This window comes from Paraburkholderia antibiotica, assembly GCF_012927125.1.
GTDB lineage: Bacteria > Pseudomonadota > Gammaproteobacteria > Burkholderiales > Burkholderiaceae > Paraburkholderia > Paraburkholderia antibiotica.
In genome coordinates, this window is the sequence record NZ_JABBFZ010000009.1 from 164,994 (window position 1) to 190,959 (window position 25,966).

A 25,966-nucleotide genomic window follows, 5' to 3' on the forward strand; every position below is an offset into this window, starting at 1 on the left:
TCTCCTGAAACGCCGGATGCCGGAGGCGCGCTCCTGCTTCATGCCGGTCATGCCGCCTCGAAACGCCGCGCCGGATCGTAGATCTGATCCGACGGCGCCACGCCGAATGCCTGCAGGCGCTCGGCGAATTTCGGCCGCACCCCGGTCGCGCAGAAATGGCCGCGCACGTTGCCCTTCGAATCGACGCCGGAGCGGCGGAACACGAAGATCTCCTGCATGTTGATCATGTCGCCTTCCATGCCGGTCAGCTCCGAAATGCTGATGATCTTGCGGCGTCCGTCTGTGAGCCGTGACGCCTGCACGATCACCGAAATCGCCGACGAAATCTGCTGGCGCATCGTGCGCGTCGGTAATGCGAGGCCGCCGAGCGTCATCATGTTTTCGAGGCGCGTCAGCGCATCGCGCGGCGTGTTCGCGTGGATCGTCGACAGCGAGCCTTCGTGGCCGGTGTTCATCGCGTTCAGCATGTCGAGCGCTTCGGCGCCGCGCACCTCGCCAAGGATGATGCGATCGGGCCGCATCCGCAGCGCGTTGCGCACCAGCGTGCGCTGGGTGATCTCGCCGCGTCCCTCGATGTTCGGCGAGCGCGTTTCGAGCCGCAGCACGTGCTCCTGACGCAATTGCAGTTCGGCGGCGTCCTCGATCGTGACGATGCGCTCGTCGCCCGGAATGAAACCCGACAGCACGTTCAGCAGCGTGGTCTTGCCGCTGCCCGTGCCGCCCGACACGAGAATGTTCACCTTCGCGCGCGCGAGCGCGTCGAGCACCTCGGCCATCGGCGGCGTCAGGCTTTGCAGGTCGATCAGATCCGACACCTGCAGCGGATTCGCGGCGAATCGCCGGATCGACAGCAACGGGCCGTCGATCGCGCACGGCCGGATGATCGCGTTCACGCGCGAGCCGTCCGGCAGACGCGCGTCGACCATCGGGCTCGATTCGTCGATATGCCGGCCGACGCCCGAGACGATCTTCTCGATCACTTTCATCAGATGCGCGTCGTCGTAGAAGCTCACGTCGGTCGCTTCGAGCCGTCCGCGCCGTTCGACGTAGGTATGGCGATGCGTGTTGACCAGAATGTCGGACACGCTCGGATCGCGCAGCAGCACTTCGAGCGGGCCGAAGCCGAACATCTCGTCGTACACGTCGGTCACCAGCTGCCGGCGTTCGAGATCGTTGGCCGGCGCTTTCTGCTCGTCGAGAATGCGCGCGATCAGCACGGCGATCTCCTGACGCACCTGGTCGGACGGCAGGCGCGACAGCCGTTCGAGTTCGACGCGTTCCAGCACCGCCAGATGAATCTCGCGCTTGAGCTTCTGATAAGCGCCACGCAGCATGCCGGCGCCCGTCGGGTCCTGACGTTCGCCCAGCGGCTGCGCGCGTTGCGCGGAAATCTGTTCACGAAGCGACATGACGTCCCCCTTCCGATAATGCGGCGTTAGTCCGTTGTTCAGAGCGTTTCGAGTTTCGGCGACGTCTGGCGGCCGAGCAGCCGCCCGAACAGCGAATCGCCTTTCGCGTGGCCGCGTCCCGGCGTGGCCGTGCCGGCAACCAGATGCTCGGCGAGCGTCTGCAGACTGCGCGCGACGCCGCTGCTGCGCGCGGTCTTCGACACCGGCAGCCCCTGGTTCATCGCATCGGCCACCGTGTCGGCATCCTCCGGAATCACCTGATACGCGCTCATGCCGAGCACCGACTCGAGCGCCGCGCGCGGCCGTTCGCCGTGCCGCGTGTAGCGGTTCAGGATCAGCCGCATCTGTTCCTGCGCGTAGCCGACCGAACAGAGAATTTCCTGCAGCCGACGCCCGGCGCGCACGTGCGGCATGCTCGCCTGCAACACGAGATGAATGTGGTCGCTGCGGTCGAGCGCGAGCATCGACAGCTGATTGAGCGTCTGGCCGAGGTCGAACAGCACGAAGTCGTAATGCGGCGCGGCGACGCCGATCAGCCATTCGAGCCGGTCTTCCTTGATCTCGGCGGCCTTCACCGGGTCGCCCGCGCCCGCGAGAATATGAAAGCTGTCGGTCACGTGCACGAGGCTCGTGTCGAAAAAGGCCGCGTCCATGCGCTCGATCTGCGCGCAAATTTGCGGCAGCGTCGACGGCGGCGTTTCGTCGGAGACGAGAAACGCGGCATCGGCGAACTGCTGGTTCAGATCGATCAGGAGTACGCGCTTTTTCTGCGGCAGACTCGCGATCGCATGCGCGACGTTGGCGGCGATGAAGCTGGTGCCCGCGCCGCCCTTGCACGAAATGAACGACAGCACCCGCGTGTCGCGCGTGCCGCCTTGCAGGCTTTGCGTCTGCGCGCGCTGCAACGCGTCGCCGAACTGACGCGCGTCGAGCGGCCAGTTCAGCACGTCGCGAAAGCCCGCGCGCATCGCCGCGATCAGCGTCTCGGGCGACGCATCCGGAATCAGCAGGATGCAGGTGAGCCGCCCATGCTCGCGGTGCAGACGTTCGACCACCGCCAGCTCCGCGTCCTGCAGCGATACCGCGTCGACGATCAGCACGTCGAACGCGTCGAGACTGTCGCCGCGCTCGCCGAGCAGCGACGGCCGTCCCGTCGCGCGCGTGATCCGGTAATCGCCGCATTCGCCGGTCAGATGCGCGATCTGCGCGAGCCGTGCACCGTCTTCCGAGAGAGCCAGGATGTTGATCATGATGTTCTCAACCGAGCTGTCGAATTAAGCGACGCACGCCGCGTGCGCCGTGGTCGCGAACCTGCGGTCATTGACTGCCGCCCGCGCTGCCGATGCCGATCACGAACGGGTTGACCGTCGCGGTCGGCGCCTGGAACGACTTCACGTACTGATCCTGCGCGGCCACCGCGGCCTTGCCGTCGACGCCCGGCGTCGATGGCGTGTGCTCGCCCGCGTGCGGATCGATGATCTGCATCTGCGTGACGGTGCGCACGGCGTCGCCGAAGTGCGCGTCCCAGATCGGCGAGCTCGACATGCAGCCGCTCAACGCGGCGGCCGTTGCGCCCAGCGTCGCCAGCAACGCCACGCGGCGCGTCATCACAAGAAGTTCGAGTTTCATGAGCGTCTCCTTCGCGGCGCGTTACTGGTTGGCCTGGCTTGCCGTGCTGGGCGGATTGCCCGGGCTCGCGGCGTCGGCTCTCGCGAGCGCGGGCTCGCTGGCGGGGGTGGCGGTCGCGTTTTGCGTCACGCTCTGCGTCGCGTTCTGCGCGGCGCTCGCGGTGCCTGGCGTGACCGCCGTCGTATCGCCCGACGGCAGCGCCGCCGAGGGCGCCGGCCGGTCCGCCTGGGTATCGCGCGGCAACGCGGCGGCGGGTGCGCTGGTGCTGCCCGTCGGCGCGGGCGTCGGCACCGGTGCGGGTGTCGCGGGTTGCGCCGGCGTTTGCGGCTGTCCCTGCTGCGGGGCGTTCGGCGTAGCGCCACCCGCGGCCGGTTGCGCGGCGGGACGACGGCCTTCCATGTTGCCGGTCGCGTAGACCATCGCATCCGAGGTCGGGTTGAAGCTGTCGGTCGGCAACGGATAGTCGGTGCTGGCCGGCAACGGCTTCACCAGATGCACGGTGATAATGAAGATCAGCTCGGTGCGATCCTGCTGGAACGACGTGCTACGAAACAGCGCGCCGAGCACCGGCACTTCGCCGATCCCCGGCAACGCCTTCAGCGCGCCGGTGATGTTGTTCTGGATCAGCCCGCCGATCGCGAAGCTCTCGCCATCGTTCATCTGCACCGTGGTCGACGCGCGGCGGGTCGTGATCAGCGGCAGCACCGCGACGCCGCTCGTGCCGCTCGCGGACACGGTGACGCCGGTCGGCGACAGCTCCGACACTTCCGGTGCGACCTTCAGGTTCACGCGGCTGCCGCCGAGCACGGTCGGCGTGAACTTGAGGCCGACGCCGAACTCTTCTTCCTGCAGCGTGATCGTCGAGCCACCGGTGCCGTTGCTTTGCGGCACCGGAATGAAGACCCGGCCACCGGCGAGGAACGACGCTTCCTGACCGCTCAGCGTGACGAGGTTCGGTTCGGCGAGGATCTTGCCGAGGCTGTCGCTCTTCTGCGCGTCGAGCGCCAGATTGAACGGCTTGTTGTTGGCCTTGCTCACCGCGAGGCCGTTGCCGACGCCGGCAAGCAGGCTGCTCACCAGCGCACCGGTCCACGAACCGAAGCCACCCTGGATGTTGACCGCCGAGCCCAACTGATTGAGCAGCGTCTTCGACACTTCGGCGACTTTCACTTCGAGCATCACCTGTTGCGGCGAATCGACGGTCATCATGTTGATGACGTCGGAGCCCTTACTGACGCTCGTGCTTTGCTGCGAGATCGAGCCGCCGTTGCCGAAGCTCGCGGTGCTGGCCTGCTGTTGCTGCGTCGGCTGCGCGCCCGCATAGGCGCTGGCGATGCCCATTGCCTGCTGCGCGGCCTGCGCGCTCGATACGCGCCCCGCGAGCACGAGATTGCCGGCCGCGCTCGACACGCGAATGCCGCGCTCGTTCGGCAGCAGTTGCGCAAGGGTTCGTTGCAGACCGTCCGCATCGACGGTCACGTTCACGTCGATGATCTGGCAGGCGCCGCTGCGGCCCTGCACGATCATGTTGGTCGTGCCCACCGTCATGCCGACCACGTACAGCGTGCGTTGCGACACCAGCGCCGCCTCGGCGACCGTCGGATTGCCGAGCGTGCGGTTGCGCGCAGGTTCGACGAGCGGCACGAGCACCGACTTGCCGACCGCCACCGACACATTCGACTCGTCGCGAATCTCGCCGCTGCAGTTCGGCCCGCTCAATTGCGCGGAACTGACCGCCTTGCCGCTCGCCGCGCCGGTCGGCATCGGCGTGGCGCTGACCAGCATCGGCACCGGCCCGCGGCCGACCGGCAGCGGCGCGGCCGGCATGCCCCAGCCCGCCGGCATCTGGCCGCCAGCCATGTTCTGTGCGGCGCTGTCCTGCGCGACCGTCAGACCGGCGCACAGCGCCGCGGCGAGCATCGTGCCGCCAAGCGCGCGGCACCACGTGCCGCCGCCGGATGAGAACCTCTGTTGTGCTTTCATGTCGCTGCCCCCGTCGCTCGATGTGTGTGAACCGAGACGTTCTTTATGGCCATCGTTATCCGGTTCGCGGCGCCTTCGAATTCGCGCGCCGCCAACTCACTAGAAACATTCGACGCTGCCCGTCACCCCCGACAGCACGCCGACGCAATCGCGCTTCGGCGCCGGGCGCGCCGCATAGCGCGTGCGCACCGGATGCACGGGCTCGGGCGCGGCGACCGGCGCGGAAGCCGGCACGTCGAGCAGCGTGAGCTTGGTGGCGCCGCCGGTGTTCGGCGTCTGCTTGTCGACCTGGTTGCGCAATACCAGCGACAACGTGCCGACGCTGCGCGCGAGGTCGAGCTTCTCGGCCTGGTCGGGCGTGACTTCGAGCGTCACCGCATTGACCACTTTCGGCGCGGTGTCGTCGCGGCTCACCTGCTGCGCGACTGCCAGCACGAGAATCTTTTCGAGCACGATCTTGGAGATGCTTTGCGGCGTGTCGGTCTTGTTCGCCTGCTGCGTGTTGACGATCACGTCGACGTAGTTACCCGGCAGCGCGAAACCCGCGACGCCGACCACGTCGTTCACCCGCACCGTGATCGCGCGATGGCCTTCGCCGATCACCGCCGACAGGCCGCCCTTCGTGCCCAGCGGCGCGAGTTTCGATTCGAGCACCGGCTCGCCCGGTGCGAGGCTCGTCAACAGCACGCGTCCTTCGAGCGCCTTCGCATCGGCGAACGCGCCGGGAGGCACGCTCGAATTCGGCCAGCTGACCATATGCACGAGGTTCTGGTTGAGCGGCTGACCGAGACTGATGTCGCCGGTAGCGACCGCCACCGACGTCAGCGCGCTCGACGACGTCTGCAGCAGCCAGCGCGACGCGAAACTCACTGCCGCGAGGCCGGCCAGCACGGCGATCGCCAGCATCATAAAAGCCCGACTGTTTTTCATGGCAACACTCCTGCATCGTTCAGTGGAAACGTTCGGCTATAGCGCGGTCGCGAACAGCAAACCCAGGGTGCCAGCCGCGATCGCGACGCCATACGGAATCGTGCCGATCGATTCGGACTGCGCATCGATCAGATTCGGGCGGTCGAGCGGTGCGACCGGCAGGCCGCCGATCAATTGCCGCAGATTCGTGAGCGATTTCGCTACGCGTCCTCGACACAGCACGACCGCCAGCGACCAGAGTCCGCCGATCAGAAACGTGGCGAGCGCGATCCGCCAGGTCAGCGCGGCGCCGACCCACGCGCCGATCATCATCAACAGCTTGACGTCGCCGGCGGCCATGCCGCGCAGCAGATAGAACGGCAACAGCAGCGCGAAGCCGCAGGCGGCGCCGGCCAGCCATGTGAGCGCACCGGCGAGCGGCCCGTGCAAAGCAATCTGTGCAACGAGCGCGGCGGCAAGTCCGAGTGCGATCACGCGATTCGGAATGCGCCGCGCCGTGAGGTCCGTGCTCGCGGCCACGATCACCAGCACGATCACGCACAGCGGTACAGGATGTGGCGGCAAGGGTGGCAGCGTCAGCATGGTTGGCCCCGGTATGAATTGAAATCGTCAGGCCGCGTCAGACCGAGGCGGCGAGATTGGTGAAGATCGTGCCGAGATTGGTGCCGAGCGTGCTCACCCCGCCGATGATCAGCAGCGCGATCAGCCCGGCGAGCAGGCCATATTCGATGGCGGTCACGCCGTCTTCGTCGCGAACGAAGCGTGCCGCGCTGGCGATAAAGTCTTTCATCACAGGCTCCTTGCTTCGAAAGGAAAAGCGACGGACGAACCGCAACGTTCGTCCGCCGGCATCGGAACTCAGACCGAGTCGGCGAGGTTGCCGAAAATCGTCTGCAGATGCTGACCCAGCGTCGTCACGCCGCCGATGATCAGCAGTGCGATCAGGCCGGCGAGCAGGCCGTATTCGATGGCGGTCACGCCGTCTTCGTCGCGAACGAAACGAGCTGCGGTAGCGATGATGTTCTTCATGATCGGACTCCATTTGGATAGCTAAATAAATGAACCCTTGACCGGGATCGGCTGAGGGAAGGCACTGCGGGCACTGCAGGGACTGCGGTTACTGCGGGTACGGCATGAGGTACTGGCTATCGCCGCCCGGTCATGGTCGTGCGGGACTGGATCCGCACGAGCGCAACGCCTGGCGAAACGAACTGGGGCAAACGGAAGGAGTGAAGCGGCATGCGCGCGGCCGTCAGGCGCGCGGTGCGCAGCGGCAGCGGACCGGCCAGCCGCAGCAGCGTGGCCGCGAACCGCTGACGCAGCGTGAGCGAGCGATGCGCGCGGCCCTTGTACGGGTTATCGCCGCGCGGTCGCGTAAATTGATCGTTCATACATCCCCCGTCTTTTGTGGTTGTTCTCGGCGTCCGGTCCGTGCCGGCGCCAGCTAGTCAGTCGGCGTTTCGTGCTTTTCGTGCTTCATCCGCTTGCGTGACGTTGGTCTCGTACGCAGCCTCGTGCAGGTGAAGCACTCTCTCCTGTCATGTCCGTTGGCGACTTCGCTCGTTCTCGGTGAAGCGTTGAATCGTCCGGTCATGTCGTCGACTTCCGCGCACTCCCTATCGCAAGGACGAGGCCAGCTATGCGGAAATCCAGCAATCACAAGGGTTCCGGTCGAGAGGCCCCTCGCGCACTGCCGTATTCGCGCCGTGAATGTGCTGAATCCGCAACGCTTCGCGTTTTTAAGCGGATATTTCGCAAAGCGCGTAGAAGCCCGTCAGACAAGGCTCGGCAATTTTTTCCCAGGACATTCCCTGATTCGGCAAAAATGAAATGGCCCTCGTAAATCGGCCTTTTCGGCGAGGCCGTTGGTCCGAAGCGTCTCATCGGCGAGACCGCTTCGTGGGCTGGCGCACATAAGCCAGGCCGATTTGCCGATGATTCGCCCGAATCGGCATCGGGAGGCGCACACGCAGGAAAGCATGGACTTGAAAGTCGAATTGTTTTCCGCCAACAATGAGCTGACCGGTTCGACGCGAACGACACGTTTTTTCATCCGATGTCGCGCGTAGAAACTTAAGAATCCGAATCAATAACCGGAACGACAGGCAAAAAGAACCGGCGGGTCAACGGGACCCGATCCGGCGTACACAGGGGGCGGGGATCATGTACGTTTCTCAACTGCGCATGCGCGGCACCGAGAACCAGGTTCATAGCTGGCTCACGCCCGCGCGCATCGTCTTCTATTGCGGCGGCATGCTGGCGCTGTACGTGGTTTTCATGGGGTTCTGGTTCTACGGAAGCCACGGCTTTACCCAAAGCGATTTCACGCACCCCGGCTTCGATTTTTCGATCTTCTGGTCGGCCTCGTATGGGTTGCTGAACGGCTCGGCCGCACAGGTCTACGACCACGCCGCGTTCGACAGAATCCAGCAGGCGCTGTTCGCGGATCTCAGTCACGGCAGCCTGATGCCCTGGCTCTATCCGCCGACCTTCCTCGTACTCATCTCGCCGCTCGCGCTGCTGCCGCCGCTCGTCATGTATTTCCTGTTCGTCGGCACCGGCATGCTGTTGTGCACGGTGGGCACACTGCGGGTGTCGGGACTTGTCGGGAGTTTCAGAGGCTCACGCTTCGCATGGCTCGTGGTCGCCGGGGCGCCCTGCGTGTTCGTGCCGGTCATCTTTGGGCAGAACGCGCTGCTCACCGCCGGTTTCGCGGCGTTCGCGCTTTACTTCATGCGCCGTCATCCGGTACGTGCCGGCATCTGCATCGGCCTGCTCGCGATCAAACCGCAAATGGCCATCCTGTTTCCGCTCGTGCTGATCGCGGCACGCGCGTGGCGCACGCTGGCCGCCGCCGCAATCAGCGCGGCGCTGTTCGGCGCGCTAAGCGTGATCGTCTGCGGTACGCAATCGGTGCGGCTCTTTCTCGTCAACACGACGATCGCGCGCGAAACGCTGATCGAACATGGCCGGAGCTACTGGCTCGCGTCGCCGACCACCTTCGCGACGCTGCGCGAAAGCGGCGCGCCGCTCGCGCTGGCCTATGCGGCAGGCGCCGCCGTTGCGCTCGTCGCCGCGGCAGCGGTCTGGCATGTATGGCGACACACGCGCGACACGCGTCTACGCGCGGCAAGCTTCACCGTCGCCACGCTGCTCGCGAATCCGTACGTCTGGCACTACGAACTCGCATGGCTCGGCATCGCACTCGCTTGCCTGATTGCGATCGGCCTCGACAAGGGATGGCTGCGCGGCGAGCAGAGCGTGATCGCGCTCGCGTGGCTGCTGCCGATCTACGAATTGTTCAACCGTACGGCCGAGTTGCCGCAGATCGGCGCGATCGTTCTGCTGCTGACGCTGCTGATCATCGTGCGCCGCACGCGCATCGACGGCGAGGGACGCGACGAGCGTGCCGCCCTCGCCTACTCGCACGCCATCCAGACAATCAGATAAACGGGGAAGCGTCATGTCAGCCCACGCAAACAAACCACTCATCTCGCTGGTCGCGCCGTTCTACAACGAACAGGATGCCGTCGAGCGCTTCTTCGCGGCGGTCGTGCCGGTGCTCGAATCGATCGAGGGCACGCGCTTCGAGATCGTCTGCATCAACGACGGCAGCAGCGACGCGACGCTCGATCATCTGATCGCGGCAAGCAGTCGCGACCGGCGCATTCGCGTGATCGACCTGACGCGTAACTTCGGCAAGGAAGCGGCACTGACCGCCGGCATCGACGAAGCGACCGGCGACGCCGTAATTCCGATCGACGCGGACCTGCAGGACCCGCCAGGCCTGATCCCGGTGATGGTCGAACATTGGCGCGCGGGCGCCGAAGTGGTGGCCGCGAAACGCACCAACCGTGCGTGCGACAGCTTCGCCAAGCGCACGGCCGCGGGGCTCTACTACCGCGTGCACAACGCGCTCTCCGAAGTGAAGCTGCCGGAGAACGTCGGCGATTTTCGCCTGATCGATCGCCAGGTCGTCAACGCGCTGCGCAGTTTGCCCGAGCGCCGCCGCTTCATGAAGGGCCTGTTCGCGTGGGTCGGCTATCGCACCGTGATCGTCGAATACGAACGCGAAGCGCGCAGCGCCGGCCACTCCAAATTCTCCGGCTGGCGGCTGTGGAATTTCGCGCTCGAAGGCATCACGAGCTTCAGCACGGTGCCGCTGCGCAGCTGGACCTATATCGGTTTGCTGATCGCGACGCTCGCGTTCGTCTATGGCGGGTACATCATCGGCAGCACGCTGTGGTCCGGCAATCCGGTGCCCGGCTATGCATCGACGATTTCGGCGATGCTATTCATGGGCGGCATCGAGCTGATCGGGATCGGTGTGATCGGCGAATATATCGGCCGCATCTACTACGAGTCGAAAGAGCGACCGGTTTATCTGGTGCGCCGCCGCTATCAGGCGAGAAGCAAGGTCAGCACGCTGCCGGGTGTGCGCAACGATGCGCGCGCGCCGCACATCGCACGCGTCGATCCGACTCGCCGGCGCGCCGCGCCGCGCGTGCGCGTGGTCGGTCACTGAACCTCAGGAGTCCATCATGTCGCCCGACGCTTACCTCGAAATGGCCGCGACCGAAGCCGAACACTGGTGGTTTCGCGCCCGCCGCGACGTGCTGCACACGCTGCTCGAACAACTCGCGTTGCCGCACGATGCGTGCGTGCTCGAAGTCGGGTCCGGCACCGGCGGCAACCTCGACATGCTGGCCGGCTTCGGCACTGTCTGCGGCCTCGAAATGGACCCGACCGCTCGCGCGCTGAGCGCACGCAAGACCGGCGGCCACTTCGACATCCGCGCGGGCCATTGCCCGGACGACGTGCCGTTTCACGGCGAGCGCTTCGACCTGATCTGCTTCTTCGATTGCCTCGAACATATCGCCGACGACACCGCTTCGCTCGCGCGCATGCAGGACCTGCTGACGCCGCGCGGCCGCATCGTCGTGACGGTGCCCGCCGGCAAAAAGCTATGGAGTGCGCACGATGTGTTTCTGCATCACTACCGCCGCTACAGCCGCGACTCGCTGCTGCGTTGCGCGAGCGCGGCCGGCTACGAGGTCGAACGCATCAGCTACTTCAACACGCTGCTGTATCCGCTCGCGCTCGCCGCGCGTTGGGCCGACCGGCTGCTGCAACGCCAGCGCTCGACCGGCGATGCGATTCCGCCCGCGCCGCTGAACGCCGCGCTGTATCGCATCTTCAGCGCCGAGCGTCACTGGCTCGCGCGCGCGCCGCTGCCCTATGGCGTGTCGCTGTTCGCGATCCTGCGCAAGCGTCAGGCGCCGCGCAACGCCTTCTGACACGCGGCCAGCACCGCGCCGGCCGCGAGCAGCAACGCCGAATAGACGAGCCCGCGTGCGAGCCCCGCGCCGTCCGATACCCAGCCGATCACCACCGGCCCGACGATCTGCCCGAACGCGAACACGATCGTGAACGCGCTGATGCCCTTCGCCCAATGACTCGCGGGCAGGTTGTGGCGCACGAACGCGGTCGTCGAGGCCACCGCCGACAGGAAGGTCGCGCCGAACAGCGTGCCCGACACGAACGCGACCCACGGCTGCGTGAACAGCGCGGGCAGCAGCGTCGCGACCGCGAGCAGCGCGTTGAGCACCGCGAGCGCCTGGCCGCCGCGCATGCGGTCGAGCAGCGTCGACCAGATCCGCGCCGACACGACGGTCGCCGCGCCGAGCAGCAGATAGAAGCCGGTCACGACCGCCGCGCTCATGCCCGCGTTGCGCAGCAGCGCGACGATGAACGTCATGTAGCCTATATAGCCGACGCCGAACAGGCCGTAACCCGCGAGCATCGCGACGAACGCCGGCCAGCGCGGCGCGACGGCGTTATCGCTTGCATGCGACGCCGACGCAACGCCGGCATGCGCGCGTTCGATGCGGCGCGCCGCGCCGATCGCGACCGTGGCGAACAGCGCGCAGGCCACCGCCAGCGCGAACCACGCGCATTGCCAGCCGTGCGCGACATCGAGAATCGTCATCGGCACCAGTACCGACGACGCGACGATCCCCCACCCCGTGCCGCCGTAATACAGACCGAGGATCAGCCCCGCGTCGCGCGGCCGCGCCGACGCGAGCCGCGCGGCCAGCACGCCGCCGCTGATGAAGATCGCCGCGCTGCTCGCGCCGGTGAGGACGCGCAGCGTCAGCAGCGCATGCGTGTCGGCGAGCAGTCCGCTGCCGGCCATCAACAACGCGGTGAGCACGCAGCCGCCGGCGAACAGCGCGCCCGCCGGCCAGCGACGCGCGGCACGCGGAAACACCAGCGCGCCGAGCAGGTAGCCGAGCGCGTTCGCGGTGTTCATCGCGCCGGCCTGCGCGAAGCTCCAGCCGAGGTCGAGTTTCATCGACGGCAATAGCAGCGCGTAGGCAAAGCGCGCGAAACCGAGTGCGATGGCGCTGCCGAGCGATAGCGCGGCGGCGAGTCGTAGCGTTGGCAGGCGCTGCGCCGAGTTGGTGGATGGGGGATGAGCGGAAGTCTCGAGCGGGTTGGAAGACATGGGCGAACGGACGTGGGCGAGAGCGCTGCTGGCTGGTTTGGTTTGATGTCGGTGTGTGCGCTGATCGCCATCATAGCTGGGAGTCGCGGGACGGAATTGACCGTTAGTTGCGTATTAATGGATGACCGTTGTTCAGTACGTAATCGCGCCAGCTATCAGCGATCAGAACATTTCCGGAGTTCCGTCGATGCCCAAAAGTCCGTCGCAGGGAAAGCTTTCACGACGGCTTCGGCTTGCAACATAGGATTACTCTTACTCAGACGGTCGCAATGTTGTGGCATTTTTCTTCTGAGAATGATCTGGAAAGGCCGAATGCCTACTGAATGTACTTATTCGTTAAATTGTCAATGCTCATCCGTCCTGTATTGCGCGGGCTTCGGCGCAGGCAGCGCGTTCAAATGAAAGTGCTCGCCCATCTGCTCGTGGCGATCGCCTTGACGATCCCGGTCTATCTCGGCCTCGCGAATTCACCACTCGATGTCTGGTTCCAACATGGGGCCGGCTGGCGAGCGCTGGAGCCGGTGTTTAATGCGCTCGAAGCACTCGGGATTCACGGTGAAGGCAGCATGCTCATCATCATCATGCTCGGCGTCAGTTTCGTTATCGCACTGCTGTTGGTCTGGTTCGGCGCTCGCGTGTTTCGTCGCGCGACGCGGGAAACCTGGCACGGCTAGCCAGTTGGCTGAATGCTTCATAACGCCAAGCCTGCTCCCCATTCTGTAGCCTGAAACGTCATCGATTGCGGGTGCCACCTTCGCGAGTGCGACGATGCGATCCGGGCCATTCGCGCGCAGGCGATCACGCTGGACCGCGAACGCGGCATGCCCCTTCCTTTTAGGTCGCGAACAAAATTTAAATGAGAATGATTTGCATTAACTATGAATTTGCTCCATGATTCAGCGCATGGCAGCTCACCCGATTTTCATTCCGAACCCCGACGCACCCGCTGCGTCGTCGCCGATCCGTCGCCTGCGTGATGCGCTGGCCTGCGACGCGGCGCCGTTCAGCCCGGCCGGCGCGACTTTCCGGACTGTGTCCGCACAGGAGCTTCGATGAACTTCCGCTCTCAACACGGCAGCCGCCCCGAACTGGTCGACGATCATCCGCTCGACGCCGCCTGCGCGCCCGATCACACCGTGCTCAGCGCGGTCCGCACGTGGCTGCGGCCGGCCTGCGAAAGCGCCCGCGGCAGTCAGCATTGGCGCGACATCCTCAGCGAAGCGGGGCTGCGCCAGGACGGCATCGAACATTTCGATCTGCTGATGCGCTCGCTGATGCACGTGTCGTATCGACCGCTCGACATGCGCTGCCGCTGCGCGACCGAACTCGGCAAGGACGAGGCCGTGATCCTGCAAACGATCGCGTTGCTGCAGAAGACGCATAGCGGCGCCGCGCTGCGCATGCTCGCCGAGTGGCTGCCCGCGCCGGCCGTCAGCGGCGTGCTGAAACTGCTGCGCTGGTTCGCGATCGACCTGCTCGACGCCGGCGTCGAACTCGACGTGCAGGCGCGCCGCGTCAGCTACATGCACTGAGGGTGTCTGTCTATGTCACTGGAACCGGACCTGGAGACGGCGTCGTGCGTGATCGAGCCTGCGCGCGGCCGTGAGGAGGCATGCGCGGATAGCCTCGCCGCCTCGCTCCCGCAACAGCACCCGCACGCCGCCGCTCACACCGCTCTCTCGATCGCCGACTCACCCGCGTTCACGCTCCATCCGCTGAGCCGCCACTTTCCGCGCGAAGCGACGGTGCCGCGCGCGGGCGAATTGCAGCTCTGGCGCTTTCGCTGCGAATGGTTGCCGGTGGCCGTACCGGAAGGCGAAACGTGGTTGTCGAAATCGGAGCGCGAGCGCGCGCGACTGCATCCGAATGCCGCGCTGCGCCGACGCTTCATCAGCGCGCGCGTGGTCGTGCGCTGGATCGTCGCGCATCTGTTCGGCTGCACGCCGCGCGCAGTCGAGTTACTCGACGACGGCAGCGACAAGCTGCGCGCGCATCATCCTCGCGACGGCGGCGGCATCGCGATCGATATCGTCTACGGCGGCATCTGGATCGTGATCGGTATCGCGACGACCGCGCTCGGCGTGAGCGTCGTCGTGCCCGCGCCGGGCATCGCGCTGAACGAAACGCCAGAAGGACTGCGTCGGCGCGCGCGTCACGACAGCCTGCGCAGCGCGTTGCGCGACGCGCCTGTGGACTTCGATCACGAAGCGTTGCGCGCGGTCGAGCCCGTCTGCTTCGCGCTCGATCTCGCGCAGCACGGCGCATGGCACCTGCTCGATCTGCCGATGAACGGCAAGGTACACGCGGCCGTCGCGACTGCGCAGCCGCTGACCGAGGTGCGGCTGATCGGCTGGCCGAAGAAGGCGCTGCAATAGACGCGGCTTACGAATAAGCGGATCGCTGATTGCGTATCGTGTGCGGCGCGCTAGCCTTCGAGCGCGCCGTCGCGCGCACAGCGCATCGCTTCGAGCAACGTCTCATGATCGCCGATGTGATTCGCCAACAGCAGAATCAGCTGCGCGTTGGCCGACTGGCTTTGCGCATCGTCGAGGCCGCGATGCATGTCGATCAGCGCCTCGTAGAAATCGTCGGGACGCGCGAGATTCGATTGCGTGTTCAGTGTGGTTGTAGTCATGTCCGTCTCCTGCACGATTCGTCAATGCGTCAATGCGTGAGGGGCAGCGCGTTTGCGCTCGCTGCTGGTTGCTCATTTGGCTGTGCATTCGGCTGCTTATTCAACCGTTCACCCGGCTGCGCACCAGCCCCTTCAACGCACAACGCACGCTTTAACGCATGCTCGACCGCCGCCGCATCGAGTTGCCGCCAGCGCGCGCAGACATGCTGGTCCGGCCGGATCAGATAGAACGTGCCGGGCTTCGCATCATAACGCGCGCTCGCGAGACCGTCGGTATCGCGCATCACCCGCATGTTGATAAACGTATCGGCGCGCGCTGTGCCTTGCAGCACGACAATCAATTTCAGCGGAATCGGCCCTGCGCGCAGTGCGTTCAGCGCGGTGCGGGTGGTTTGATCGACGCCTCGTTTGTCGCAGAACAGTAGGCCGGTGAACTGCTCGCCGAGCTGGCGCAGCAACCAGCCCGGCTCGCCGTCCATCTGCACCGGCGCATCGATGCACGACGCGCCCGGCACCATCGCACCCTCGAAGCACTCGCCATCCGGCGTGTTGAGTGGCGAGTCGCGCAGCACCGCGGGTACCGACAGCCGGCCGCTATTAGTCAGTTGACGCGCGAACGGATAGTGTCGCGACAGCTTCAGCACGGCGTCGCGAAACACGCGGCTCACCGGCGTCTTCGGCGTGATGAAATCGGTGGAGCGGGTCGAGTGGCGGATGTTTTCGTCGGCGGCGAATTCGCGTTCGCTCGCATAGCTGTCGAGCAAGGCATCGGACGCGCTGCCGTCGAGCACCATCGCCAGTTTCCACGCGAGGTTTTCCGCGTCCTGCACGCCGCTATTCGCGCCGCGCGCGCCGAATGGCGACACGCCGTGCGCGGCATCGCCGGCGAACAGCACGTTGCCGTGACGGAAGCGCTCCATCCGCGTGCACGAGAACGTGTACACGCTGACCCATTCGAGTTCGAACTTCGCGTCCGCGCCGAGCAATGCGCGCACGCGCGGCATCACGCGCTCGGGCGTCTTTTCGAGCACGGGGTCGGCGTCCCAGCCGAGCTGGAAATCGATGCGCCACACGTTGTCCGGCTGCCGATGTAGCAACACCGACTGATTCGGATGGAACGGCGGATCGAACCAGAACCAACGCTCGATCGGAAAATCCGCTTCCACGTCCATCTTCACGTCGGCGATCAGGAAGCGGTCGCGGAACGTGACGCCTTTGCTGTCGAGCCCCATCATGTTGCGCAGCGGGCTGCGCGAGCCGTCGGCGGCGACCACGTAGCGGCCGCGCAGCGCGTAGGTACCGTCCGGTGTGTCGACGTTCAGCGTGACGTGCGCATCGCGGGTGCCGGGCGTGCCGTGCTGCTGTACGCCGACCACCTTGCTCTTCCAGCGGATCTCCAGATTCGGCAGCTCCTGCGCGCGTTCGAGCAGAAACCCTTCGACGTAGTACTGCTGCAGGTTGATGAACGCGGGCCGATGATGGCCTGCCTCCGGCTGCAGATTGAACGTATAGACGAGGTCGCGCTTCAGAAATACCTTGCCGACGTTCCAGCTGATGCCCTTGTCGACCATCCGTTGCCCGCAGCCGAGGCGATCGAAAATATCGAGCGAGCGCTTCGAGAAGCAGATCGCACGCGATCCTCTGGATAACGAACAATCGTCGTCGACCAGCACCACCGGCACGCCCTGCTGCGCGAGATCGATCGCGGTGGCGAGACCCACCGGCCCCGCGCCGACCACGATCACCGGGTAGCACGCCTCTTCCGTCGAGTTCGTTTGCCGCGTATCGCGCGCCGATTCCTGCTCGCGACACGGCCGGTACTCGAACGACAGCGCCTGATAATCGATGCTCATTGTGGTGCCTCCATCCCGCCGCGTTCTGCGTCGCGGCGTGCGCCTCTGCGGGCGCGTCCATGTCTGCTTTGGTCCTGCCTCAGTCCTGCTTCAGTCGTTATGCGCGCTCACGCCTGCAGCGCGTCCCACATCTCCTTGTCGCGCTGCGCGGTCCAGATACGCGGATGCGTGAGGCCACTCGCTTCGTCGAACGCACGCGACACGTCGAACGGCAAGCAATGCTCGTAGATAAACACGTGGCCGAACTTCGGGTCCATCGCTTCGCGCGTGTGCGCCATCGCCGCCTTCAGATCGAGCTTCTGCGCGACCGCTTCGCGGCCCTTCTGCAATAGCGTGGTGACGAAATCCCTCGTGTAGTCGAGACCTTTGTCGACATCTTGCGGCGTGGTCAATGCCGGGCCGCGCCCCGGTACCAGCTTCTCGGCGCCCAATGCTCGCAGTGCGTCAAGAGTCGCGGGCCACTGTTCGAGCTGCGCGTCGCCGCAATAGCAGGCCGCGTCGTATTCGACCAGATCGCCGGAGAACAGCACCTTCTGCGACGGCAGCCACACGACCGTATCGCCCTTCGTATGGCCCGAGCCCAGATGCGCGATCTTCACTTCGAGCTTGCCGAGCCACAGCGTGATTTCCTTCTCGAACACGAGCGTCGGCCACGTCAGCCCCGGCACCGTCTCGACGCCGGCAAAGAGGCGAGGAAAGCGCTCGATTTCCGACTTCATATCCTGCTCGCCGCGCTCGACGATCATCTCGTAGGTGCCACGACTCGCGATGATCTGCTGCGCACCCTCCGCGAAATACGCGGACGCGCCGAGCACGCGCACCGCGTGGTAGTGCGACAGCACCACGTATTTGATCGGCTTGTCGGTCACGCTGCGGATCTTCGCGATCAGGTCCTGCGCCATCGCGGGCGTCGCGGTGGTGTCGACGATCAGCACGCCATCGTCGCCGACGATCACGCCCGAGTTCGGATCACCCTCGGCGGTGTACGCGTACGCGTTCTCGGACAACTGCGTCCACGTGATCTTCTTCTGTTCGAGGTCGGCCTGCGATGCAAATGCCTTTGCCATGTCTGTCTCCGTCTGGATGGGATGCGAAGCGAGACGACTGGCCGGGCGGGCAGGTTCCGGTTCGGGAACCTGGGCGCTCGCGGAAGGGGAAGATTGTCTCGCCCCGTTTTTATTCAATCGTTGCGCCGATGTGCCGGGGTAAGGGCATAGTACGGCTGCGTCTTTTTATTCGTCAATGGCGATAACCCTCGCCATTAACAAATTTTAGAACTATGCAGACTGGTGCCGTTTCGCATGCTTTTCGCCTGATTTCCGGCCTGATTCAAGTGTAGTTGCGTGACGTGGTTCGCGCACACGCGATGCTATTCGCGTGTGTTGCCGGCATCACAGCAGCGTCGAAAATGCACGCGGCACGGTGATTGCGACACTGTCGATAGCGCAGGCAACAACTGTCTGCGTCTCTATCTCCATCAGTCCAGTTAAGGAGGGGCGGATCATGAGCAGGACAAGCATTGCATTAGTCGCGGCCGTCGCCGCACTCGCACTGTCGGGCGGCGCTTATGCGCAGACGGCTGGAGGCCAGAACAGCAGCGGTTCGACCGGCAGCACCGCGAGCCCGTCGAACCAGATGAGCGGTAGCACCGGCGCTACGACGGGCGGCTACGGCATGCCGGGCAATACCAACTCCGACAGCGGCATGGCGCCTCGCGCGCCGAATTCGGGCCTGCCGAGCAACAACTCGACGTCCGACAATAGCGCGCCCAAGAGCAACAATACGCTGGCCACTCCGAGCGTCGTGTCGCCGGCGGCCAACCATTAGTCGTCACCCATCAGTAGTCGCTAAAGATGACAAGCGGCTGTACATAAGTACAAACAGCAAGGCCGTTGCCCTCACGGGCAACGGCCTTTTTTACCTGCTATTTCACACGCTATTTCTCAATCCGAATCTCAATCCGAACATCAGGCGCCCACTACTCCCCCGCCCCTTCCGGCTCATGCGACCCAAGCCGCGCCTTTGCGTGGCGCATTTTCTCGAGCGTGCGCGGCCCCGCCTTCAACGCAACGCCAATGGCGAGCGCGTCCATGATGCACAACTGCACGAGCCGCGATACGCCCGGCGTATGCGGATCGATCGGACTCGCCACGCGCAGCAGCAACGGAATATCGACGAGCCACGCGAGCCGCGAGCCGACATTGGTCAGCGCGATCGTGGTCGCGCCGCGCTCCTTGGCGATCTGGATGCTCTCGTTGACTTCGACGCTGCGCCCCGAATGGGAAATCGCAAACGCGACATCGCCGGGTTCCATCATGCCCGCGTAAAGCCGCTGCAAATGACCGTCGGTAAACGCGGCCGCCGCGATGTCGATGCGTAGAAACCGCAGCGCCGCGTCCTGCGCGACGAGCCCCGAACCCGAACCGACGCCGAAGAAAAACACCCGCCGCGCACTGGAGAGCGCCGCCAGCGCGCTTTCGACCACCGCCGGGTCAAGCGCGCCACGCGCATGCGTGATGCCGTCGATCGCCGCTTCGCCGACCTTGTCCATCAGCGTCTGCACGTCGTCATCGCGCGCAACCGCGGTCGATGCGTACGGCAGACCGCCCGCCACGCTCTGCGCCAGCTGCATCTTGAAGTCACGCAGACCATGCGCGCCGATCGCGCGACAGAAGCGCGTGACGGAAGGCTCGGACACGTTGGCGCGCTGCGCGAGTTCGGTGATGCTCGCGCGCATCGCGAAGTCGACGTCGGCCAGCACCATGTCGGCAACCTTGCGCTCGGCGGGCCGCAGACTCGCGAGTGCGCTGCGAATGTGGGGAATCAAGTTCGGTGCGGACACCCGGTGTTCCTTAGGGTCTGTTTACATATGGAATCCGCGTGGCTCGCAGCTTCTCGCACGTTGATCGGCTCGAGCGGGAGTGTCGGACGACACGCGGTTCAGACCAGCCTGCGTCCACTCTCCGTGTCGAACAGATGAATGTGTTCGGCCGGCAGTCGCAGCGCGACACGCTGACCGGGCTCGATCTTCGAGCGTTCGCGCGTCGTCACGCACCACGAATTGCCGCCTATTTTCCCGTACAGGTGCGTCTCCGCGCCGGTCGGCTCGATCACTTCGACGTCGAGCGCGGCGTCCGGTATCTGCACGGTGATCTCGATGTGCTCGGGCCGCACGCCGAGCGTGACCTTCGCACCGGGCGCCGCCGACGCTGGCGCGCGTTCGAGCGCGACCTCGCTGCCGTCGGCGAGTTTCAGCGCGACGCCCGCACCCTGCGTGCGATTCGCGATCACGCCCTCGGCGAAATTCATCGACGGCGAACCGAGGAAGCTCGCGACGAACAGATTCGCCGGCCGGTCGTACAGCTCCAGCGGCCGGCCGATCTGCTCGATGCGCCCCGCGTTCATCACGACGATGCGATCGGCCATCGTCATCGCCTCGATCTGATCGTGCGTCACGTAGATCACCGTATTCTTCAGCCGCTGGTGCAGCGCCTTGATTTCGGTGCGCATCTGCACGCGCAGCTTCGCGTCGAGATTCGACAGCGGCTCGTCGAACAGGAACAGCGACGGCTCGCGCACCACCGCGCGGCCCATCGCCACGCGTTGCCGCTGACCGCCCGACAGCGCGCGCGGCAGGCGGTCCAGATAGCCGCTGAGGTTCAGCATCTTCGCGGCCGCATCGATGCGCGGCTTGAAGGTCGTCGAGGATTCCTTACGAATGCGCGGACCGAACGCGATGTTGTCGTAGACCGACAGATGCGGATACAGCGCATAGCTCTGGAACACCATCGAGATGTTGCGCTGCTGCGGTGCGAGCGTATTCGCGCGCGTGCCGCCGATCAGCAGATCGCCGCCGCTGATCTCTTCGAGCCCGGCCACCATCCGCATCAGCGTGCTCTTGCCGCAGCCCGACGGACCGACCAGCACGACGAACTCGCCATCATCGATGTCGAGATCGATACCGTGCACGACCTGGGTGTCGCCATAGCGCTTGAAGATGCCGCTCAGTTGCACTGCTGCCATGCTGTCCTCATTGTCTCGCCGCGTGTTGGGTGGGTGCGTGTTGTATTGGTAGGTCCTATAGCGATTCGAGCGTCAGCTCCTGCGCCATCAGACGGTTGCCGGCCATCAGGCCGCCGTCCACCGGCAACGCGACGCCGGTGATCACGCGCGCCATCGGCGAGGCGAGAAACAACACCGCGTCGGCGATATCGTCGGGCGTCGCGAAGTCGCGCAACGGGTACCACTTCTTCAGATCCTCGAATACCTGTGGATTCTTCTCGACCCGCGCGTGCCAGGCCTGGGTCTTCACGGTACCCGGACACACGATGTTCGCGCGGATGCCGTAGCGCCCCAGCTCGACCGCGAGCGCCTTCGTATAGCTGATCAGGCCGGCCTTCGCCGCGCTATACGCCGGATGCCCGAGCGCGGCCATCCCGTTCACCGAGCCGATCAGCACCAGCGCGCCGCGTTGCCGTTCGATCATCGACGCACGCACGGCCTCGACCGTGTGATACGTGCCGTTCAGATTCAGATGAATGTCGCGCTGCCAGCTGGCGGCGTCGGTATTCGCGAGCGTCGTGCCGAAGGCCGCGCCCGCGTTCGCGACCAGCACATCCACCGGACCCCGTTGCGCGACTGCCTCTGCCACCGCTTGCTGCACCGCGGCGGCATCGCCGAGATCGACCGCGATCGGCGTGACTTTATCCGCGCCGAGCCGCGCACCGAGCGAATGCAGCGCGGTCGCGTCGATGTCGAGCGCGAGCACCGTGTCGCCCTCGTCGACGAAACGTTTGCACAACACGCTGCCGATACCACCGCACGCGCCCGTTACCAACACCACACGATTCATGTGAGCCTCGTTCGTCCGTCCGGCTGCTTTCGGCTGCCGGGTTTTACCAGCGCTTCGTGCCGGCCGCGTTCGCCAGTTTCCCGCTCGCTTCGGACTTCTTGCCATCGACTTCGGCCGTCCGAAGCGCCATGCCGAGCGCCTGTAAATTTCCTACAAAACTGACAATCGACACACTCCGCGCAATCCCGAAGAGTGGGTTTTCATGTCATCGCGCAGTGCAGAATAACCCATGCTTTACAGCATCTTATGCACAAAACCGCTGGATAAAAAATATCGCAGACCCTACGTGACAAGCAATTTTGCGTCATGTAGGATTTTTTCAAACAATTCACCAAGGCGGCCGGCGACGGCGGCAAACCACCCACAGGAGAGAGAAAAATGTCGTTGCATGCCCGTGCTTCCCTCGCGCTAGGCAAAGTCGCCGTGGCGCTCGCGTTTGCTGGTATCGCCGTCTCGGCTCATGCCGACACGGTCCGCGTCACCGTCGCGCATTACAGCGACGCCACCGCGCCGTACTTCGAGAAAATGGCCCGCAACTTCGAGAAGGCCAACCCCGGCACGACCATCAAGATCGAAGACGTGAACTGGGACACGCTGCAACAGAAGCTGCAAACGGATATTTCCGGCGGCGCCAACGCCGACCTCGCGATCGTCGGCACGCGCTGGCTGCTCGACTTCGTGAAGGACGACGTCGCCGAACCGCTCGACGGCTATATGGACGCGAGCTTCAAGAACCGCTTCATCGGCCCGTTCCTCGCACCTGGCCAGATCAACGGCAAGACCTACGGTCTGCCGATCGCCGCGTCCGCACGCGCGCTCTACTACAACAAGGATCTGCTCGCGAAGGTCGGCTACCCCGACGGCCCAAAGACCTGGAACGAAGTGATGGACGCGTCGAAGAAACTGAAGGCGCAAGGCGTTGCCGGCTTCGGTCTGCAGGGCAAGGAAATCGAAACCGACGTCTACTATTACTACGCGCTGTGGACGATGGGCGGCGACGTGGTCGGCAAGGACGGCAAGGCCGTGTTCAATTCGCCGGCCGGTGTGAAGGCCGCGACGATGTACAAGCAGATGATCGACCAGGGTCTGACGCAACCGGGCGTCACCGGCTATAGCCGTGAAGACGTGCAGAACCTGTTCAAGCAGGGCCGTGTCGCGATGGTGATCTCGGCACCGTTCCTCGCCAAGCAGATCAAGAAGGAAGCGCCGAATCTGAAGTACGGTATCGATCCGGTGCCGATGGGTACGACGCACGCCACCTACGCGGTCACCGACTCGATCGTGATGTTCAAGAACTCGAAAGTGAAGAAGACCGCGTGGAAGTTCCTCGACTATCTGTTCACGAAGGAACCGCGCGTCGAGTTCACGACGACCGAAGGCTTCCTGCCGACCACCAAGGCGGAAGCAGCGGACCCGGCCTTCAACGATCCGGACGTCAAGGCATTCATCGCGCTGCTGCCGACCGCTCACTTCGCGCCGACGGTGACCGGCTGGGAAGACACCGCGAAGGCCGTGACCGACTCGATGCAAGCGATCTACCTCGGCAAGGCGCAACCGGCCGACGCGTTGAATGCGGCGGCGACGCAGGCGAACAAGTCGCTCGGAAAATGACACGCGCGGCGGGACACGGTAACGCCACGCTGAGTCGAGCAGGCTGAAGCAGGTACGCGCGCCGCCGTCGTCATGGCGGTGCGCGTTGCACTTCAGAATAGGCTTCACCGCAGGCTTTACCGCGTACCTTGCCGCACCGTTCGCACTGCACCTGGCCGTACCCCCCGTACCCGTTTCACCCTGACGCACTCTCCGGCCCATTCCGTCGCGCCCGCCCCTCGAGGCGAGCGCGCGTTACGATCGAGCACGCATGAGCCGTTCCGTTTCCCCGCGCACCCACGCGCCCTGGCTGCTGATCATGCCGAGCCTCGTGCTCGCGCTCTTCATCATCAGCTACCCGATTTTCAACATCGTGTGGCAATCGCTGCACGAGGTGTCGCGTTTCGGCGCGATCCGCGATTTCACCGGCGCGCAGAACTTCATCAACGTGTTTCAGGACCCGGTGTTTCTCGCCTCCGTGCGCCGCACGATCATCTGGACCGTGTGCGTGGTGGGCGGCACGGTGGCAATCTCGGTTCCTGTCGCGCTGATTCTGAATCAGGACTTTCATGGCCGCGGCATCGCGCGCACGATCGTGATGCTGCCGTGGTCCGTATCGCTGACGATGACCGCCGTCGTCTGGCGTTGGGCCTTCAACGACGACTACGGGATGGTCAACGTCACACTGCAGCGGCTCGGCCTGATCGGCGGTCCGATCCATTGGCTGGCGACGCCGGAGTTCGCGTTCCCGGTCGAGATCGCCGTCGGCATTCTGGTGTCGATTCCGTTCACGGTGACGATTTTCCTCGGCGGACTCTCGTCGGTGCCGGGCGATATCTACGAAGCGGCGCGCATCGACGGCGCGAGCGCGTGGCAACAATTCCGGCAACTGACAATGCCGTTGCTGCGCCCGTTCATCAACATGGCGATCCTGCTGAACGTGATCTATGTGTTCAACTCGTTTCCGATCATCTGGGTGATGACGCAAGGTGGCCCCGACAACAGCACGCACATTCTCGTCACCTACCTGTACGAACTCGGTTTCCGGCTCGGACGTCCGGGCGAAGCGGCGGCCGTATCGCTGATCATGCTGGTGATGCTGTTCGCGTTCTCGATTGCCTATCTGCGTCTGCAACGCACGAAGGAAGGAGCACCGTCATGAGTCTGAGCGCGAAAACCAAACGCTCGCTGTGGTGCTGGCTCGCGCTGGCGCCGCTCGTGCTCGTCATCCTGTTCCCGTTCGCGGTGATGTTTTTCACCGCGGTCAAGCCGGCGTCCGAGATCTTCGTTTATCCGGCGCGCTGGCTGCCGATGCACTGGCAGTGGCGCAATTTCGTCGACATGTGGGAAGCGGCCAACTTCGGCGTCGCACTACGCAACAGCACGATCATCAGTTTCCTGTCCACCGCGCTCGCGCTCGCGGTGAGTCTGCCCGCCGCCTACGCGCTCGCGCGCTTTCCGTTTCGCGGACGCGGCCTGTATCGTCAATTCCTGCTGGTCACGCAGATGCTCTCGCCGATTCTGCTGGTGGTCGGTCTGTTCCGGCTCGCCGCGATGATTCCGTGGGGCGACGGCAACCTGGTCGACTCGAAGATCGGCGTGATCGTGTCGTATGCGGCGTTCAATATCGCGTTCGCGGTGTGGATGCTGTCGTCGTACTTTCAGACCGTGCCGCAGGATCTCGAAGAGTCCGCGTGGCTCGAAGGGTGCAGCCGCACTCGCGCGGTATTCAAGGTGTTTCTGCCGCTCGCGGTGCCGGCCATCGTGGTGACCGCGATCTTCACGTTCATCAATGCATGGAACGAGTTCGCGGTCGTCTATACGCTGATCCGCTCACCCGAAAACAAAACGCTCACCGTGCAGGTGACCGATATGGTCGCAGGCAAGTATGTGGTGGAGTGGCACCTGGTGATGGCCGCGACACTGTGCGCGACATTGCCGGTGTCGATCGTGTTCGCGTGGCTGCAGCGCTATATGGTGAAGGGACTCGCGCTGGGCGCGGTGAAATAACTTACGAACATGCTGCGCGAACTCGCCGCGCAGCATGCTCCCGATGCGGGCCGAGCGTTAATCCGCCCCGCGCACGATGCGCAGATCGCGCTCTACGCCATCGCCCAACGCGGCGAGCGCCTTCTTGTACTCCTCGCTTTCATACGCGGCGACGGCCTGCTCGTAAGTCGGAAACTCGATCACGACGGTGCGTTCCTTCAGGCCCTGCTCGCGCGGCTCGTCAGCCACGCCACGCACCAGGAACTTGCCGCCCGCCGCCGCCACCGCGGCCGGCGCCAGTTGCGCATACGCAGCCAGCTTTTGCGGATCGTTCGTCTTGCGATACGCCGATACCCAATAACCCTTGCTCATTCGAATCTCCTTGTGTGATGGACCCAGAGTGGACTGAAGCGAACCCATGCAGTCGCGGCCTTACATAGTAGCAAAGAGCCGCAGGGCTTTCGCAGGGTTCGCATCGACGGCGCATAAGCTGCGTGTTCGACGTGCGCTGAACTTCGCTATCAAGCGCTTTGTGCACTAGCATTGCCTTTGCACATTTCCGGTAACCGACCATCAGGGAGACAGCGA

Annotated in this window: 28 protein-coding genes; 10 read left to right on the forward strand and 18 right to left on the reverse strand. The window is 64.6% G+C overall.

Annotated features, from left to right (window positions below):
* Nucleotides 1-47 precede the first annotated feature (47 nt).
* From HHL14_RS16960 to HHL14_RS17000, 9 genes are all read right to left on the reverse strand, one after another.
* Nucleotides 48-1,409, reverse strand: coding sequence for a CpaF family protein (locus tag HHL14_RS16960; RefSeq protein WP_169498773.1), 1,362 nt, complete (start codon nt 1,407-1,409; stop codon nt 48-50).
* A gap of 38 nt (nt 1,410-1,447) precedes the next feature.
* The gene (locus tag HHL14_RS16965; RefSeq protein WP_169498774.1) at nt 1,448-2,659 is read right to left on the reverse strand and encodes an AAA family ATPase; all 1,212 of its coding nucleotides are present in this window, start codon (nt 2,657-2,659) and stop codon (nt 1,448-1,450) included.
* A gap of 67 nt (nt 2,660-2,726) precedes the next feature.
* Nucleotides 2,727-3,038: a hypothetical protein gene (locus HHL14_RS16970; protein ID WP_169498775.1), complete on the reverse strand. Its 312-nt coding sequence runs from the start codon at nt 3,036-3,038 to the stop codon at nt 2,727-2,729.
* 21 nt (nt 3,039-3,059) lie between these two features.
* Nucleotides 3,060-5,021: a type II and III secretion system protein family protein gene (locus tag HHL14_RS16975; RefSeq protein ID WP_169498776.1), complete on the reverse strand. Its 1,962-nt coding sequence runs from the start codon at nt 5,019-5,021 to the stop codon at nt 3,060-3,062.
* Between the two features lie 99 nt (nt 5,022-5,120).
* The gene (gene cpaB / locus HHL14_RS16980) at nt 5,121-5,951 is read right to left on the reverse strand and encodes a Flp pilus assembly protein CpaB (protein WP_169498777.1); all 831 of its coding nucleotides are present in this window, start codon (nt 5,949-5,951) and stop codon (nt 5,121-5,123) included.
* Between the two features lie 36 nt (nt 5,952-5,987).
* Nucleotides 5,988-6,533: an A24 family peptidase gene (locus HHL14_RS16985; protein WP_169498778.1), complete on the reverse strand. Its 546-nt coding sequence runs from the start codon at nt 6,531-6,533 to the stop codon at nt 5,988-5,990.
* Between the two features lie 37 nt (nt 6,534-6,570).
* Nucleotides 6,571-6,741 (reverse strand): Flp family type IVb pilin, encoded by a 171-nt coding sequence (locus HHL14_RS16990; protein ID WP_169498779.1) that lies wholly within the window; start codon nt 6,739-6,741, stop codon nt 6,571-6,573.
* Between the two features lie 68 nt (nt 6,742-6,809).
* Nucleotides 6,810-6,980, reverse strand: coding sequence for a Flp family type IVb pilin (locus HHL14_RS16995; protein WP_169498780.1), 171 nt, complete (start codon nt 6,978-6,980; stop codon nt 6,810-6,812).
* Between the two features lie 116 nt (nt 6,981-7,096).
* Entirely contained in the window at nt 7,097-7,342 is a 246-nt protein-coding gene (locus HHL14_RS17000; protein WP_169498781.1) for a hypothetical protein, read from the reverse strand.
* 772 nt (nt 7,343-8,114) lie between these two features.
* Between HHL14_RS17000 and HHL14_RS17005 the strand changes: the two genes are divergently transcribed.
* Genes HHL14_RS17005 through HHL14_RS17015 form a run of 3 tightly spaced genes read left to right on the forward strand, consistent with a single transcriptional unit; the run spans nt 8,115 to nt 11,248 of the window.
* A complete protein-coding gene (locus HHL14_RS17005; protein WP_230413079.1) occupies nt 8,115-9,401 on the forward strand; it encodes a glycosyltransferase family 87 protein in 1,287 nt (428 codons plus the stop codon).
* A 13-nt stretch (nt 9,402-9,414) separates the two neighbouring features.
* Nucleotides 9,415-10,476, forward strand: a complete 1,062-nt coding sequence (locus HHL14_RS17010) for a glycosyltransferase family 2 protein (protein ID WP_169498782.1) — start codon at nt 9,415-9,417, stop codon at nt 10,474-10,476.
* 16 nt (nt 10,477-10,492) lie between these two features.
* Complete coding sequence (locus HHL14_RS17015) at nt 10,493-11,248, forward strand: class I SAM-dependent methyltransferase (RefSeq protein WP_169498783.1); 756 nt, start codon at nt 10,493-10,495, stop codon at nt 11,246-11,248.
* On the opposite strand, the gene HHL14_RS17020 is transcribed toward HHL14_RS17015, so the two are convergent.
* The gene (locus tag HHL14_RS17020; protein ID WP_169498784.1) at nt 11,224-12,459 is read right to left on the reverse strand and encodes a YbfB/YjiJ family MFS transporter; all 1,236 of its coding nucleotides are present in this window, start codon (nt 12,457-12,459) and stop codon (nt 11,224-11,226) included. The genes HHL14_RS17015 and HHL14_RS17020 overlap by 25 nt on opposite strands.
* A gap of 398 nt (nt 12,460-12,857) precedes the next feature.
* Between HHL14_RS17020 and HHL14_RS17025 the strand changes: the two genes are divergently transcribed.
* From HHL14_RS17025 to HHL14_RS17035, 3 genes are all read left to right on the forward strand, one after another.
* Complete coding sequence (locus tag HHL14_RS17025) at nt 12,858-13,133, forward strand: hypothetical protein (RefSeq protein WP_169498785.1); 276 nt, start codon at nt 12,858-12,860, stop codon at nt 13,131-13,133.
* Between the two features lie 378 nt (nt 13,134-13,511).
* Entirely contained in the window at nt 13,512-13,991 is a 480-nt protein-coding gene (locus tag HHL14_RS17030; RefSeq protein ID WP_169498786.1) for a hypothetical protein, read from the forward strand.
* A 12-nt stretch (nt 13,992-14,003) separates the two neighbouring features.
* Nucleotides 14,004-14,834 (forward strand): 4'-phosphopantetheinyl transferase family protein, encoded by an 831-nt coding sequence (locus tag HHL14_RS17035; RefSeq protein WP_169498787.1) that lies wholly within the window; start codon nt 14,004-14,006, stop codon nt 14,832-14,834.
* A gap of 50 nt (nt 14,835-14,884) precedes the next feature.
* Here HHL14_RS17035 and HHL14_RS17040 read toward each other — a convergent pair whose 3' ends face one another.
* From HHL14_RS17040 to HHL14_RS17050, 3 genes are all read right to left on the reverse strand, one after another.
* The gene (locus HHL14_RS17040; protein ID WP_169498788.1) at nt 14,885-15,094 is read right to left on the reverse strand and encodes a DUF2783 domain-containing protein; all 210 of its coding nucleotides are present in this window, start codon (nt 15,092-15,094) and stop codon (nt 14,885-14,887) included.
* Nucleotides 15,095-15,123: 29 nt separating this feature from the next.
* Nucleotides 15,124-16,947, reverse strand: a complete 1,824-nt coding sequence (locus tag HHL14_RS17045) for an FAD-dependent oxidoreductase (protein WP_169498789.1) — start codon at nt 16,945-16,947, stop codon at nt 15,124-15,126.
* 107 nt (nt 16,948-17,054) lie between these two features.
* Nucleotides 17,055-18,014: an MBL fold metallo-hydrolase gene (locus HHL14_RS17050; RefSeq protein ID WP_169498790.1), complete on the reverse strand. Its 960-nt coding sequence runs from the start codon at nt 18,012-18,014 to the stop codon at nt 17,055-17,057.
* Nucleotides 18,015-18,450: 436 nt separating this feature from the next.
* Between HHL14_RS17050 and HHL14_RS17055 the strand changes: the two genes are divergently transcribed.
* Nucleotides 18,451-18,774 carry a hypothetical protein gene (locus HHL14_RS17055; protein WP_169498791.1) on the forward strand — a complete coding sequence of 108 codons (324 nt, stop codon included), beginning with the start codon at nt 18,451-18,453 and terminating at the stop codon, nt 18,772-18,774.
* A 151-nt stretch (nt 18,775-18,925) separates the two neighbouring features.
* On the opposite strand, the gene HHL14_RS17060 is transcribed toward HHL14_RS17055, so the two are convergent.
* From HHL14_RS17060 to HHL14_RS33600, 4 genes are all read right to left on the reverse strand, one after another.
* Nucleotides 18,926-19,789, reverse strand: a complete 864-nt coding sequence (locus HHL14_RS17060; protein WP_169498792.1) for a MurR/RpiR family transcriptional regulator — start codon at nt 19,787-19,789, stop codon at nt 18,926-18,928.
* A 98-nt stretch (nt 19,790-19,887) separates the two neighbouring features.
* Nucleotides 19,888-20,970: an ABC transporter ATP-binding protein gene (locus HHL14_RS17065; RefSeq protein ID WP_169498793.1), complete on the reverse strand. Its 1,083-nt coding sequence runs from the start codon at nt 20,968-20,970 to the stop codon at nt 19,888-19,890.
* A 55-nt stretch (nt 20,971-21,025) separates the two neighbouring features.
* On the reverse strand, nt 21,026-21,799 hold the full coding sequence (locus tag HHL14_RS17070; protein ID WP_169498794.1) for an SDR family oxidoreductase: 774 nt from the start codon (nt 21,797-21,799) through the stop codon (nt 21,026-21,028).
* A 43-nt stretch (nt 21,800-21,842) separates the two neighbouring features.
* Nucleotides 21,843-21,971 carry a hypothetical protein gene (locus HHL14_RS33600; RefSeq protein ID WP_268966629.1) on the reverse strand — a complete coding sequence of 43 codons (129 nt, stop codon included), beginning with the start codon at nt 21,969-21,971 and terminating at the stop codon, nt 21,843-21,845.
* Nucleotides 21,972-22,177: 206 nt separating this feature from the next.
* Between HHL14_RS33600 and HHL14_RS17075 the strand changes: the two genes are divergently transcribed.
* The 3 genes from HHL14_RS17075 (at nt 22,178) to HHL14_RS17085 (ending at nt 25,399) form a co-directional block, all read left to right on the forward strand.
* Nucleotides 22,178-23,410 carry an ABC transporter substrate-binding protein gene (locus tag HHL14_RS17075; RefSeq protein ID WP_169498795.1) on the forward strand — a complete coding sequence of 411 codons (1,233 nt, stop codon included), beginning with the start codon at nt 22,178-22,180 and terminating at the stop codon, nt 23,408-23,410.
* A gap of 250 nt (nt 23,411-23,660) precedes the next feature.
* A complete protein-coding gene (locus tag HHL14_RS17080; RefSeq protein ID WP_169498796.1) occupies nt 23,661-24,551 on the forward strand; it encodes a carbohydrate ABC transporter permease in 891 nt (296 codons plus the stop codon).
* The gene (locus HHL14_RS17085; RefSeq protein ID WP_169498797.1) at nt 24,548-25,399 is read left to right on the forward strand and encodes a carbohydrate ABC transporter permease; all 852 of its coding nucleotides are present in this window, start codon (nt 24,548-24,550) and stop codon (nt 25,397-25,399) included. The genes HHL14_RS17080 and HHL14_RS17085 overlap by 4 nt, the downstream gene beginning before the upstream one ends.
* Nucleotides 25,400-25,456: 57 nt before the next feature.
* On the opposite strand, the gene HHL14_RS17090 is transcribed toward HHL14_RS17085, so the two are convergent.
* Nucleotides 25,457-25,750, reverse strand: a complete 294-nt coding sequence (locus HHL14_RS17090) for a DUF1330 domain-containing protein (protein ID WP_169498798.1) — start codon at nt 25,748-25,750, stop codon at nt 25,457-25,459.
* Nucleotides 25,751-25,966 lie beyond the last annotated feature (216 nt).